At 49.4% G+C, this 13798-nt stretch carries 14 protein-coding genes; 10 read left to right on the plus strand and 4 right to left on the minus strand.

Annotated elements, in window-relative coordinates:
• Positions 1 to 107: 107 nt before the first annotated feature.
• On the plus strand, positions 108 to 803 hold the full coding sequence (locus tag ACWAU0_RS15980) for a DUF2914 domain-containing protein (protein WP_458137242.1): 696 nt from the start codon (positions 108 to 110) through the stop codon (positions 801 to 803).
• Positions 804 to 865: 62 nt separating this feature from the next.
• Positions 866 to 1183 (plus strand): H-NS histone family protein, encoded by a 318-nt coding sequence (locus tag ACWAU0_RS15985; protein ID WP_033156614.1) that lies wholly within the window; start codon positions 866 to 868, stop codon positions 1181 to 1183.
• 9 nt (positions 1184 to 1192) lie between these two features.
• On the opposite strand, the gene ACWAU0_RS15990 is transcribed toward ACWAU0_RS15985, so the two are convergent.
• From ACWAU0_RS15990 to nadB, 4 genes are all read right to left on the minus strand, one after another.
• Positions 1193 to 1969, minus strand: coding sequence for an alpha/beta fold hydrolase (locus ACWAU0_RS15990; RefSeq protein ID WP_458137243.1), 777 nt, complete (start codon positions 1967 to 1969; stop codon positions 1193 to 1195).
• Positions 1962 to 2978: a M14 family zinc carboxypeptidase gene (locus ACWAU0_RS15995; protein WP_458137244.1), complete on the minus strand. Its 1017-nt coding sequence runs from the start codon at positions 2976 to 2978 to the stop codon at positions 1962 to 1964. Before ACWAU0_RS15995 ends, ACWAU0_RS15990 begins: the two co-directional genes overlap by 8 nt.
• 14 nt (positions 2979 to 2992) lie before the next feature.
• Positions 2993 to 4714 carry a bifunctional ornithine lipid synthase OlsF gene (gene olsF, locus ACWAU0_RS16000; protein WP_458137245.1) on the minus strand — a complete coding sequence of 574 codons (1722 nt, stop codon included), beginning with the start codon at positions 4712 to 4714 and terminating at the stop codon, positions 2993 to 2995.
• 263 nt (positions 4715 to 4977) lie between these two features.
• Positions 4978 to 6633, minus strand: a complete 1656-nt coding sequence (gene nadB, locus ACWAU0_RS16005; RefSeq protein WP_458137246.1) for an L-aspartate oxidase — start codon at positions 6631 to 6633, stop codon at positions 4978 to 4980.
• Between the two features lie 127 nt (positions 6634 to 6760).
• Here nadB and rpoE point away from each other — a divergent pair, with 127 nt between their 5' ends.
• The 8 genes from rpoE to ACWAU0_RS16045 all read left to right on the plus strand — a co-directional run bounded on the left by rpoE (position 6761) and on the right by ACWAU0_RS16045 (position 13768).
• A complete protein-coding gene (rpoE, locus tag ACWAU0_RS16010; RefSeq protein WP_192395959.1) occupies positions 6761 to 7351 on the plus strand; it encodes an RNA polymerase sigma factor RpoE in 591 nt (196 codons plus the stop codon).
• 10 nt (positions 7352 to 7361) lie between these two features.
• Positions 7362 to 7868 carry a sigma-E factor negative regulatory protein gene (locus ACWAU0_RS16015; RefSeq protein ID WP_458137247.1) on the plus strand — a complete coding sequence of 169 codons (507 nt, stop codon included), beginning with the start codon at positions 7362 to 7364 and terminating at the stop codon, positions 7866 to 7868.
• A 4-nt stretch (positions 7869 to 7872) separates the two neighbouring features.
• Entirely contained in the window at positions 7873 to 8817 is a 945-nt protein-coding gene (locus ACWAU0_RS16020; protein ID WP_458137248.1) for a MucB/RseB family sigma factor regulatory protein, read from the plus strand.
• Positions 8818 to 8860: 43 nt separating this feature from the next.
• Positions 8861 to 10267, plus strand: a complete 1407-nt coding sequence (locus tag ACWAU0_RS16025) for a DegQ family serine endoprotease (RefSeq protein WP_458137249.1) — start codon at positions 8861 to 8863, stop codon at positions 10265 to 10267.
• 13 nt (positions 10268 to 10280) lie between these two features.
• Complete coding sequence (locus tag ACWAU0_RS16030) at positions 10281 to 10418, plus strand: hypothetical protein (RefSeq protein WP_458137250.1); 138 nt, start codon at positions 10281 to 10283, stop codon at positions 10416 to 10418.
• A 315-nt stretch (positions 10419 to 10733) separates the two neighbouring features.
• Positions 10734 to 11990, plus strand: coding sequence for a hypothetical protein (locus tag ACWAU0_RS16035; RefSeq protein ID WP_458137251.1), 1257 nt, complete (start codon positions 10734 to 10736; stop codon positions 11988 to 11990).
• Positions 11983 to 13047: a hypothetical protein gene (locus tag ACWAU0_RS16040; RefSeq protein WP_458137252.1), complete on the plus strand. Its 1065-nt coding sequence runs from the start codon at positions 11983 to 11985 to the stop codon at positions 13045 to 13047. Before ACWAU0_RS16035 ends, ACWAU0_RS16040 begins: the two co-directional genes overlap by 8 nt.
• A complete protein-coding gene (locus ACWAU0_RS16045; RefSeq protein WP_458137253.1) occupies positions 13034 to 13768 on the plus strand; it encodes a hypothetical protein in 735 nt (244 codons plus the stop codon). The genes ACWAU0_RS16040 and ACWAU0_RS16045 overlap by 14 nt, the downstream gene beginning before the upstream one ends.
• Positions 13769 to 13798 lie beyond the last annotated feature (30 nt).

The following is a 13798-nucleotide window of genomic DNA, read 5'->3' on the forward strand; positions in this document are numbered from 1 at the left end:
ATTATGTTAGAACTAAAATGTTATATTACCAAGGACAATGTGTTGTAACGGGCTAGTGCATCAAGTCATTCCAGTTTCATATGGTTGATTCAATATCGGGAAAAAACATGGCTGATAATAAAGTAGTTATCAAAATTAATTATGATAGGAAACACCCAAGCATAAACGCGGAGCCGCAAACGGTAACGGTTTGGCATATTCGCAGGATACTGGTTGCGGTTCTGGTGTTAGTTTTGATGCTAATAGTATTATTTTCATGGTTTGGTGGCGGCGATGAAGATACCGATACTCAGATCGATACCACGGAAAAAGTTCAAAAATTAAATACACCGGATGTTGAAATGGTTGAACGGCAGGAGCCTGCGCTATTGGAAAAGCCAGTGCCGGCGATAGTACAGCAGGCATCAGCTAACTCAGAAAGTGTTAAAAAAATAGACAGTGTTAAAAAGCCGGCGGCGATTATATTGGACCGCAAGGTTATCAGAGCCTCTTTAAATACCGAACCCAAGGATGATGAGCCCGGCGAACCGATTAAGTCGCCGCTGAGAGTTATTCCTAACCAATCCCGGGAAGTTTTTTATTTTAGTGAGATAAAAAACATGAAGGGTAGATCTTTGTTTCATCAATGGTCGCGTAACGGTCAAATCGTGCATCAAAAACAATTGGATATGAAAGATAAAATAACCAAGGTATGGTCTAGTAAAATCTTGTCTGCCAAAGATAAAGGCGAATGGCAAGTACAGTTGACGGATAAGAAAGGTAAGGTATATTCCGAGGTCAATTTTTCAGTTAACCCTGAATAATAGTTTTATTTATAAACGCCGGGTGATAGAATTGCTTGCGTTTTTTGATTAACGAGGAAAATATGACTGACTTTAATAAACTATCCGAAGCCGAATTACAGGCTGTTATTGATAATGCCGAAAAAGCATTAAAAGAAAGACAATCCAGTAAACGTAAGGAAGTTATTGCGCAAATTAAGGAATTAGCGGCTTCTATCGGTGTAACGGTCGATATTCAAGACGGCGAAAAAAAATCCGAAAGAAAAACCGGCAAAGTTGCGGCTAGATACCGTAGTCCTAACGATGCGTCCTTAACTTGGTCTGGCCGTGGATTGGCACCGAAATGGATGCAGGAACTGCTGGCCTCAGGTCGCAATAAAGCCGAGTTCGAAATTAAATAATCTTCGGATTCAAACCGTAGCCTGGTTTATCCAGTCTTTTAAACGGTTTGCTACCCAGGCTCCATCGTCCAAACATAGATCATGGCCCGCCCACGGGTGCTTGAAGATGTCGATTTGCCATTTACTATGAATGGCGTCGGAACAAGCCGGTGCGACTAGACGGTCGCCCCGGCCGTTCAATATCAGCAACGGTGTCTCGGGTTTTTTCTGACTAGGCCGATAGCGTGCCGCTGCTTTTAGCTGTCTGATTCCATTAGCAAGGCTGATAGGCCGAACTTGCTGTATGGCGGTCCAGGCCTTGGCCGTTTCCGCGTAGAGATTTTGCCGGTTACTAACCAGCTGAAGGATTGCCAGTTCTCTGTGATACAAATCCCTTTCCAATAATAACTGAAAAAACTGCGGATAACTCTGCCAACGCATGCGCCGATAAAACGGGCTTAAGCCTGCAAAGCTGGTGTTGACCAGGGCGGCAGCGGCGATGTCGTGCGGATAGCGCTGTAACCACTCCCAGGCTACCATGCCGCCGAGCGATAGTGCGAGTAACGTTACCGGCTTTGCCAGCAAGCCATAGTCTAAAGCCTGGCCGCGGACTTTTGCCGTTATCGCTTCGATGTTGTCCGGGCTAGGTTCTTGGTAATATCGGCCGGTGCCTGGCAAATCGATAGTTGTGACGGTCGATTCCGGAAAAGCCTGCCGCAACACATCCGGAAAATTTCCCCAATGTGCAGCCTCTCGGCACAGACCGCGCAGTAATAACCAATGTTGCCCGGCTGCTGCTTCAGGCATACCAGAAATCCATTGCTTGTTGCCGATTATGTTCTTGCTGTTGGCTGGTCAATGTCGCCCATTGTTGCGGATAGAGCAGGCTGCGATACAAGAAATCGAATAAGGTCAGATGCCGACGCATGATGCGCTGTTGGCGATGCGGCAACAAGGGGTGAAACAAGCCGTGACGTTGAAACAAATGCGTCGGGCTTTTACGCAGCCACAGCCAAGAGCCCATCTCCAGCGTCAACGGCAGAAACACGCGCTGTCTACCGTGCCGGTCGATAAAGTCGTCATATAGATAATCCCATAAATCGCCGCTGATGACGTATTCCTGGCTCATGGGCTCTATTTTATAAAAATGATGCGGGTAGCAGCGATCAAACAGTTGTTTTAAGCCGTACGCTTCGGCGATGCCTGGAAACGGCGTCTGGCAGGACGCATAGGGAAACCATAACCTATCGTGTATCCCAAACCCCGAATGCAGATCGATAGCAATCGACAAGGGCGCGTCGAATAGATGTTTATGCACCACTCGGCATAAGGCTTGGGCTTCCTTTTCCATTTTCGATTCATCGCCGCGATACCAGGGCAGTTTGGCGCTGAAACGCTGGCCGCTGTATAGCCGGGTATTGCCCATACTTTCGATGGGCGAATTACGCATCAAATCCACGCCATGGCCGTTGCAACGGGTTCCCCGATAGACGCCTACCGGGTTGACGATGGGCACAAATACGAGTCGCGAATGCTGCAAACGAGCGTTAAATTCTTGATCCCAATCCAATAATTGCAGGATGGTTTGCAAGTAGGCCAATATGACTTCCGAGCCGATTTTCTCCAGGCCATGCACGCCGCCGAAAAAAGCCAATACCGGGACGTCCGGGCTGTTTGAACCCAGGCTGAGGCAATGGATGGGAAATTGTGTGTCTTTGTAGCTTATTTGCTCGACTATCTCGCAATGGGCGCGGTCGCCGAATTGCCGGATCATTGCTTCCAGCTGATCCAACTCCGGGAATGAACGATTTTCCATGAATTCGCGCCAATCTACCCGGCCAGTGATTTTTCAATGTAGCGCTGTCTTTTCTTGGGTGCGATTTTATCGACCTCCACCATGATCAGGCCGTCGATACAATTGTTAAAGTCCGGGTCGATATTGAAGGCGACGAAATGGCAGCCTTTATCGACGCATAATTCCACGTATTGTTTATAAAGCGTAGGGATTTTGACGCCCAGTTTTTTTAGTTCGCTATTCAGTATTTTGAAACTGGTGGAGTAGTCGGCGCTGAATTCGGTGGCGGCAAATGCCTTGCCTTGTTGCGAAATCACGAACGGTGTTCTGGCTTTGGTGTGCTGTAAATCGGAGGCAAATTGTTGTTGATAAAAACCGATAATCAGTTCTTTGGCGGCCTGTGGATAGGCGTTGCTGATACTAACCGGACCGAATAGGTATTTGATGTCCGGGCGTTCGCGCAAATACGCGCCGATGCCGTACCAAAGGTAATCCAGGCTGTGTTGCCCCCAATAACGCGGTTGGACAAAGCTGCGGCCCAATTCAATGCTGTAGGGCAGATAAGCTTCAAATTCGCTATGCAAATCGAACAGGGTTTGCGTATAAAAGCCGTCCACGCCGTGGCTGGCCATAATCGCCGAGCCTTCGCCGACTCGATACGCGCCGACGATTTCCAGATCGTTGTCGTCCCACAGCACGATATGGCTGTAGTAAATATCGAATTTGTCCAGATCCAAAGCCAGGCCCGTGCCTTCCTCGACGGTTCTGAAGGTTAGCTCGCGCAAGCGGGCGATCTCCCGCATCACCGGGCAATCGTCTTGAAACTGGTATAAAAAGATCTTTTTGCCGTCGCGAGTTTCGCCAAGCAGACGCGATTGGTACAAGGCCTTCTTCACCGCTTTGGTGTCGGAAGGATGCACTACGGTAGCGACGGTTTCGAATAGCGCCGGTTTGTTTTTCCTGCCCAGGTTTTGCACGTGCTTGCGAAAGCGTTGACTAAGCTGTTTGTTGCTTTCCTCGCTATCGGCAATAACTTGGTAAGGTACGGGTGCGCCGACCATGAATTTAATTTCCTGGCCCTTTTTGTTGAACATCTCCTTGACTAGTAGCATCGTGCCCAGCGGTTTGTATAGCGTCGAGGCGCTATAAAACAAGGCGGAGTTTTTGGCTTTGATAAAGATCGGCAGGATTGGACATTGCGCCCTGCGGGCCAGCTTGATAAAACCGGATTGCCAGGCACCGTCGCGGATGCCTTTAGGGGTGATGCGCGAGACTTCGCCGGCCGGAAAGAAAATGATCGCTTCTTCATGCTCCAGCGCATCCAGCATCACTTTATAGACGTCTTTCAGTTTTTTCTTCTCGGATAACACATCAACCGGGAGGAAGATTGATTGCAAAGGCTCCATGTGCGACAAGACCCGGTTGGCGACGATGCGCACGTCGGGTCTTACTGATCGAATCAATTTCACCAGGGCTAAGCCATCCAATGTGCCGATCGGGTGATTGGCGACGATCAGCAAGCGACCTTCGGAGGGGATATTGTTGTAACAATCGTTGCTGACTTGATAATTAAACTTGAAATAATTCAGTAGTTTGTCGAGAAACGCGAAGCCGCGTAGATGTTGGTTTTTACGGATAACGTCGTTGAAATCGTCTTCGTGGATCAGTTTTTTTAAAGCTTGTACGACCAGCTTATTGTCTTTGCCAAATTTAAAGTCGGGATAGGTTTCTTGCAGAATGCGTTCAGCATCGATCATCGCTCAGTGTCCTGGAAAAAGGAGTATGGCGGGGGATTCTAGTGAGCGAATATGTCAGAAATATGTCAGTCGTGGGCTTATATAAAAGCTGATCAATCAATGGTTGGCTGGCGCGTAACAAATTGCGCCATCTCGGGAGAGGGTAATGTCGCTGGCGTGTATTCGAAGCTGGAATTATAGTTCGGGCTATCTGATGTATGCGGGTCGGAACAGCGCGTCCGGCCCGCGTTTCATTCTTGTTTTTTACAACCTGATAACGACAATTAGTGAGCTTTCCGGCCGGATTTTTCCGGTGTCAACACGGTGTTTTGCGGTGGCTGGCTGTTGTCCAGATCCGGATAATCCTTGGTGTAATGCAGGCCCCGGCTTTCCTTGCGCTGTTGCGCGCAGCGGATGATCAGCTCGGCGACGATAACCAGATTGCGCAGTTCCAACAAATCGCTGGTGATGCGGAATTGGCCGTAGTATTCGGCGATTTCGTCTTTCAGCAACACCAGGCGGTTCATGGCGCGTTCCAGGCGTTTATTGGTGCGAACGATGCCGACGTAATCCCACATGAAACGGCGTAATTCATCCCAATTGTGAGCGATTACCACTTCCTCATCCGAGTCCCCAACTTTGGATTCGTCCCAATCCGGCAGCGGCAGAGGTTCCGGCAATTGTGCGAAATTGCGGCGAATGTCCTGATTGGCCTGCTCGGCGAACACCAAACATTCCAACAGAGAATTGCTGGCCATGCGGTTGGCGCCGTGCAGCCCGGTGCAGGCGACTTCGCCGATGGCATACAAGCCGGGGATGTCGGTGCGGGCGTTGGCGTCGGTTAATACGCCACCGCAGGTATAATGCGCCGCCGGCACCACGGGGATCGGTTGCTGACTGATGTCGATATCCAGTTCCAGACATTGCATATAAATAGTGGGGAAGTGCTTTTGGATGAACTCTCGCGATTTGTGGCTGATGTCCAGGTAGACGCATTCGATACCGTGTTTCTTAATTTCGCTATCGATGGCGCGGGCGACAATGTCGCGCGGCGCCAGTTCCATGCGCTCGTCGTAACGGCGCATGAAACGCTCGCCGTCGGGCAGGATCAAATGTGCGCCTTCGCCGCGCACCGCTTCGCTGATTAAAAAAGAACGCGCGGTCGGGTGATACAGGCAGGTGGGATGAAATTGCATGAATTCCATGTTGCTGATCCGGCAGCCGGCCCTCCAGGCCAACGCAATGCCGTCGCCGCTGGAAATGTGCGGATTGGTCGAATACAGATAAACCTTGTTGGCGCCGCCGGTCGCCAGCACCACCACTTTGGCGGCAATCGATTTGATGCTGCCGGATTTGCTGTCCAATACATAGGCGCCACATATGCGTTGCTCGCTTGCCCCCAGCTTGGTGGCGGTGATCAGTTCGACGACGTTGTGGTATTCCAGTAGGGTGATATTCGGGTGTGCCTGGGCGCGTTCGATCAACGACAGCGAGACTGCTTTGCCGGTGGCGTCGTCGGTATGCACAATTCGGCGATGTGAATGGCCGCCTTCGCGATTTAAATGCAATTGTTTGGCGCCGTCGGCGTTACGCTCTTCGGTAAAATTCACGCCTTGTTGACGTAGCCACTCTATGCTTTGTCGACCCTGCGCGACGGTGAGTCTGACTATCTCCGGATCGCATAAGCCGGCGCCGGCGATCAAGGTGTCTTCTATATGCGATTCGATGGAATCGTATTCTTCGTCAAATACGGCAGAGATACCGCCTTGGGCGTAATAAGTGCTGCATTCGGTCAGTGCGAATTTGGCGAGCACTGCCACCTTATAGGTGTCGGCAAGATGCAACGCAAGACTCAGTCCGGCGCCACCGCTGCCGGCGATAAGGATGTCATAATAGGAATCAGCGGTATTGTTAGGTTGGTTTGCTGTCAGTGTGGTCAACTTTGCGGCCGGATGAATAGTTTTAGCGTTTTCGAATAATATCTGGTTTTAATCCTGCGGTAATTTTTTTTGTGTTGCCAGAACTAATGAGGTTTAATTCTGTCCACTTCAATACCAAAATAGCGCAGTGAACGAACAAGAAACGAATACCGAAGATCTGGATCAAGAGTTGGTGCGCCGCGTGCAGCAAGGCGATAAATCCGCCTTCGATCTTTTGGTGATCAAATACCAGCACAAGATCGTCCACTTGGTGAACCGGTACGTCAAGGATCCGAGCGAAGCTCAAGATGTGGCGCAGGATACCTTTATCAAGGCTTACCGGGCTTTGGGAGATTTTCGCGGTGACAGCGCCTTTTACACTTGGTTGTATCGTATAGCGATTAACACCGCCAAAAACTATTTGTTGTCGCGTTCGCGCCGTCATTTTGACTACGAAATCGATGTTCAAGATGCCGAACAAGTAGAAAACGCGCCACAACTAAAAGATATAGAAACGCCGGAAAATTTGTTGATGAACGAACAAATTGTGGCGGTCATTAAATCAGCTATCGAGAGGTTACCAGAAGAGATGCGGATTGCAATTACGCTCAGGGAGTTTGAAGGGATGAGTTACGAAGAAATTGCGGAAGCAATGGATTGCCCCATCGGGACGGTACGCTCGCGGATTTTTAGGGCTCGCGAAGCCATAGACCAAAAATTAAACCCATTGCTCGACTAAAGGTGTATCGATGCAAGAACAACTTAACGAAAAACTTTCTCAACTGATAGACGACGAACTGGATAGTCAGCAAGCACTGTCGCTATTAAAAACTTTGCAGAACGACGGTTTGCTGAAAGACAAGTTGCGCCGCTATCAAATTGCCAGTCAAGTCATGAAGACTGGCGAATATTCTCACGTTACCAGCGATTTTGTGGACAAGATTCACGAACAGATTAGGCAGGAACCTACCTACTTTTTACCCCAAAAAAAGTCGGCGGTAAATTGGCAAAAAGCGGCGTTGGCGATTGCCGCGTCGGTAGCACTGGCCGTCGTGTGGGTCAGCAGTAAAGTGGATAAACAAATGCACAACCCGCTCGGTTCGGTCGAGATGGTGGCTCAGGGTAAAGACGTATCAGCCGAGGAAATGCATGCTCGATTCAAGGATTATCTGGAAGCCCATGACAACGCGATGTATGTCAATAGCGTGCAAGCGGGACAACCCTACGCACGGGTGGTGGGCTATCGGCAGGAATAAGCGCGTGAGAGTTTTAAAAGCTTTTTTGCTGTGCGTTGTTTGTCAAAGCGCTTTTGCCGATAAGGATCAAGTTACGGCCCGACAATGGCTGGATAATATGAACCGGGCGATGAAAACCCTCAACTACCGGGGTACCGTGATCTTCATGAAAAACGGTCAACTCGATACGATGAAATATCAGCATAGTGTTGAAAACGGCGTAGAACAGGAGCGCTTGGCGTCTTTGAATTCGCCGATGCGGGAAGTGACACGTAAATCCAACGAAGTGACTTGTACATTTAAGGAAACCAGTCAAAAAGTGGTGAATCATCATCCGTTGGATAGCTCGTTTATCGTCAATTTGCCGCAGAACACCGCTAACCTGGAAAAAAATTATCAATTAGTTTTGTCGGGTCAGGAATCCATTGCGATGTTGCCGACGCAAATCGTCAGTGTCGAGCCTACCGATGCGCTGCGCTACCCGAGAAAAATCTGGGTGGATACCCAACATTTTTTGCCGCTGAAAGTCGAAGTTTACAATTTGGACGGCAGTATCGTGGAGCAAGTAGTTTTCACCGATTTAATGACCGATTCCTTAGCCGAGCCCCACACCGGCAATGTCGACGACAACAGCTTTCATGTTAAACATATCCACTCCGCTCAAGCCGAACCGTTTGAAAACGCTACATTCGTATTGAAGAATTGGCCGTCTGGGTTTGAGCCGGTATTTTTTATTCGCAATTCCATCCAGCAATCTCAGAAAGCCGTAGATCACTTATTGATTAGCGACGGTTTCTCTACCGTGTCGGTGTATCTGGAAGCCAAAGAATCGCAAGGTATGAATGGTTTGCATAGCCTGGGTTCTGTCAATTCGTTCAGTAAGGTGATTGGCGATACCCAATTCACCGTATTGGGTGAAGTACCCGCCAAAACAGTCGAGCTAATTGCTGACGGCATAGCGCTACGTTAGCGTGTCCTTTTTGTAACAAATCAAATGTATGAGTGGAGATTACATGCTTAATAAGCTGTTTTATGGAGTTTTGATATTTTTAACGGCGATTGATGCAAGCTATGCGCAATTGCCCGATTTTACCGAAATGGTTAAAACCAATGGGGATGCGGTGGTCAACATCAGTACGACCCAAAAGGCTGCAGATCCGCAAGCGAGCGTCGATCAACAGCAAATGCCTGAGGATATGCCGCCGGAAATGGAAGAGTTTTTTCGGCGGTTTTTCCAGGGCCCTGGGCGTGGAGGTAATTCACCACGAGAAACCAACTCCTTGGGCTCAGGGTTTGTGATTTCCAAAGACGGATACGTCTTGACCAATCACCATGTAGTGAACAACGCCTCCGAGATTGTCGTTAAATTGAAAGATCGCCGGGAGTTGATTGCCAAGCTGATCGGCTCCGACGAAAGCACCGACGTGGCCCTATTAAAAGTAGAAGCTAAGGACCTGCCGGTAGTGGAAGTCGGCTCGCCGGAGCAATTGCAAGTAGGTGAGTGGGTGTTGGCGATTGGTACCCCGTTCGGTTTCGATCAATCGGTTACCGCCGGTATTGTCAGCGCCAAGGGACGGAGCCTGCCGGATGGCAATTATGTGCCTTTCATTCAAACCGACGTTGCCATCAATCCGGGCAATTCAGGTGGCCCCTTATTCAATATGCAAGGCAAGGTGGTCGGAATAAACTCGCAAATCTACAGCCGTTCCGGTGGCTATATGGGCTTATCGTTTGCCATACCTATCGATGTGGCGATGAACGTAGTCGACCAAATTAAAAGTAAAGGTAAAGTCTCGCGGGGCTGGTTGGGTGTACAAATCCAGGATGTAACCCGGCAGTTGGCGGAGTCGTTTGGTATGGACCGGCCGCACGGTGCCTTGGTCTCAAAAGTGATACCCGGCGGACCCGCCGAAAAAGCCGGGATTCAAATTGGCGACATTATTGTTGAGTTTAACGGCCAAGTCATCGAAACGTCCGGTGAATTGCCGCCTAGAGTGGGTATGACGCCTATCGACGAAAAAGCCAAGGTTAAAATTATTCGCCAGGGTGATAAGCAGGATCTTAGCGTGAAAATTGGCTTGTTGCCTGCGCAACCGTCCTCTTTGGCAAACGCGCCCGCCGCTGCGCCTGAAGTCGCTGTGAATCGGCTGGGATTGGCTGTTGCCGATTTAACCACCGAGCAACGCCAGCAATCGCAGGTTGAGAAAAACGGCGTAATAGTACAAAAAGTTAACAAAGGCATAGCAATGGACGCCGGCATTCAGCCAGGAGATATTATTTTGCGCATTCAAAATAATGTGGTGCGTGATGCCGCCGAGTTTAACTCTATCGTCGCGAAATTACCGGTTGAAAAATCGATAGCACTTTTGGTACAACGTAATGGCAGCCCGGTGTTTTTAGCGTTTAAAATCGAGAAATAATAGGGGTAACTCAATGCCTGTTGCCAGCGATGTAATGCACTTGATCGGCAATACCCCGGTAGTGAAATTACATAAAGTCGTGTTGGAAAACTCCGCGACTGTGCTGGCAAAGTTGGCATCGCAAAACCCCAGCGGCTCGGTTATGGACTGAATCGGTGTGGCTATGATTCAAGTCGCGGAGAAAGCGGGGCGCTTGCTAAATAGGGCCTTTTGTCAAGGCCCAGCAAATCGTCAGGCAGTCCTGGGCGCTATGTCCAGGGTTGCCGACATGATCAAAAACCGTAAGCTTCGGATTTTGATTTGGCGGTGGAGCTAGTCGAAACTCCGGTCATCTCGGGCGGCGCGAGCACGGCACTGATGGGCGTGGAGAAAGCCGTGGTGACCATTGTTCATGACACCGGCGAGCGCTTTTAAGTATGAGCTGACGCCGTTTTATCCCGCATTCTGCTGGAGCAAAAAAATAATAATGACAAATCCCAGCATCAAAATCCGTTCTACCGGACTCGGTTATTTTATTAACCGCGTTCAGACCCTGTTTGTCAGCATGTTGCGTATCTGGACGATACCCATCGTCCTGATGCTTAGCCTGTCGTCCGGCTTTACCACTTATTACGGTTTATCGCATTTCATTACGCCCTGGATTGCGTTGGTGATTACCGTCGCCATTCAATCCATCATCGTTATCTGTTCTTTGGAAATGGCCGGCATCCATTGGAAAGCCAATCGCATGCGCTACTTTACTGTGGTAGCGTCTCTAGCGGTGGCGATTGCCGCTTCGGTGACTTTTTCCTATTTCAAGTTTTACGAAATATCCGAGCAGGAAACCCTGCATATCAATCGGCTGAATGAGTTAAGGCAGCAAACCAAAAGTTATGTGGACGGCATTCTGCAAGTTAAAAGCCAGATGCTGCACCAGCAAAAACTGGATCTGGAAAAAGCTTCGCTGGATGCCAGTCAGGCGTATTTTGGAACCCATAATCAGATCGGGCCCGGCTATAAAAATCAGGTGGGAGAAGGGCCGTTCTGGCGTCACTACAACCAAATTTATCAGGAAAAAAAGCAGGCCTTGCAACAGCAGGAACAAGCTTTTCAAACCTTGGACAGCAATATTAGGCTGCTGCAAAGTAACCTTAATGAACTGGATGTGACTAACGACAAGGAAGCCACTTATTCACAATTTTTAAAGAATTATCAGGATATTCAACTCGGCGTGAATCAACTGGCCAGCAGCATGGGCTTAACTTTACCCGACGCGCCCTTGCTAATGACCTATAAACAGTTTGTCGAAGAAGTTAAGCCATCGTTCGCGATGTGGCGCGGGTTTTCCTGGTTCGCATTTGCCTGCGCGGCGATGGTGGATTTTTTCACGGTATTGCTGTCTTATCGTTTGGAATTTACCGCACCCGGACCCTTAACCATTCAGGAAGAAGAGCTGGTTTTCGAATGCCTGCGGCAATTCACCGAGTTTCGGATTAACGAAAACGACGAGCTGGAAATGGTCATCGAAAAGTCCGACTTGGAAAAAGCCCGGCGCTATTCCGATTGGTCGCGCATGTTCGTGGTCGGCTTGCTGCTCAGTCGCGGCTTCTTGCGTAAAGTGGACGATAGAACCGTGGAGTTTGCGCCGAATCTTTACCCGCTGATTGCGGAAAAAATGTCCGACAAAATCGCCGCGCTTAAACAAAAAGCGGTTGCCGCAGCCGGTGTTGTTAGCCATGAATAGCGCCGGCAGCGAATTGGAAATCTGGCTGGCAGGCGGCGATTTATTCGAAGAGTCACTTGCCGATTCGGCGGAGCAATGGATCGCTGGTTTCGACGCCGACCGGCAAGTGGTGCAGCTAAAACTCGGGCCGTATAAAAAACTTTTTTTACGTCCGAAGAAATTCGTCAAGCGCTTCTATCACCACATTCACCCGCTGACGATAGAAAGCTGGCAATACCGGCGGCAGCTGAGTATGTTCGACGATTTTTGCACGGTGGACTTGGCGCTGGATTTGCGCTTTCAGGCTACCTTGGCTTATGTGCTGAAAAACAGCGAAATGCTGCCAACGATTAACCAACACATCAAGCAGTTGTATGCCGACATTATCGACGATGTGGTTAATCTTGAACTGCAAACGCTGGCTGATGGCAACTGGATTCAAACCGGTCTAATTGACACCGAGAAACGCATTGCGCTGGCTATTAACCAAGTGTTGATGCAACAGCATATTCAATCGCAAGCCCTCTGTAGCCTTACTGCCAGCTTTAACGAATTTCCGAACGTGCAGTTGGGCCGCGACAGCGTTTATCTGAACGTGTTGAAAAAGACTTTTGAGTTGAATGAAGAACGCACCCGAGAGCTGTCCCGGCAGCAGCGGTTGCTGGAAGAGGAGGAAATACACGAAAAGCGCCTGCAACTGGAACATTTGCGCCGCGTATCCGAGCTGGAATTGCAGATGCAGGCTCAGGAAGCGGAAAAACAGCGGCGCTTGCTGGAAGACAAACAAGATCAGCTTAGCCAGCAACTGGAACTTGAGAAGCGTTTGTATGCCGAACAGCTACGCCATGAAAACGAATTAAAGGCTATGCGTCTGGAAGCGGAGTTGCTGGCCCAGGAAACCCAGCAGGTTAGGCAAAGGCTTGCAGAAAGTCAGCAACTTACAGAACAACTGACCCATCAGGCGGAATTGCACGATAAAAAGGTACTTGCCGACATTCGCTTGCAGCAACGCACGCAAAGCTTATGGCAAGAGCATAGTTCAACGAACGAAACAGGGAGTGATCATGCAGAGCAATAAATTGATAGGTGTAAGTTACCGGGTGTTGGTTTTGCTGTTGACCGGCTTGCTGGCGGCTTGCAGCACCACACCGCGTCCGCTGCAATTCCGCACGGAAATCGATTCGCTAGTCGCCGTAAGCGCTCCGCAAAGCAATATGCGATTCGTCGTATTGCCGGGCAATGCCGGCGCAAACGAACAGGATTTGCAGTTTATCGAGTTTAAAACCTATATCGAAAAAGTCCTGGCTAATCGCGGTTACAGCAAGGCTAACAGTATCCAGGACAGCAATTTGGTGATGTTCTTAAGTTACGGCGTCGGTGCGCCCGAAGTCCACCAGTATAGCTACGAAGTACCATTGTGGAACGACATGGGTTATTACTATCCGTACCGCATGTCCCGATTTTACAATGGCTATTATCCCGGTTTTGGTTGGGGTTACGGCGGCTATTCGCAACGCACCGAATCCTACACGACGTTCCGGCGCTATCTGGTGTTGGAAGCCTGTGATAAAGAAGCCTATTTGCAACAGCAGCAACGCAAACAGTTATGGAAAACCAGCGTACAAAGTAACGGTTCCAGTAACGACTTACGTCTGGTGTTCCCGTATATGGCAGCAGCAATGCAGCCCTATCTAGGCACTAACACCGGGCATATGATCACTGTGGATATAGACGAAACCAATACCTTGGTACGTAGTCTGCTGGGTCCATATCAACCCAGCACACCGCAGCCGCGATAAAGATGGGATTGGGTTATCCGCCTGCTGCTG

The organism is Methylomonas sp. Uni0009 (assembly GCF_054188105.3).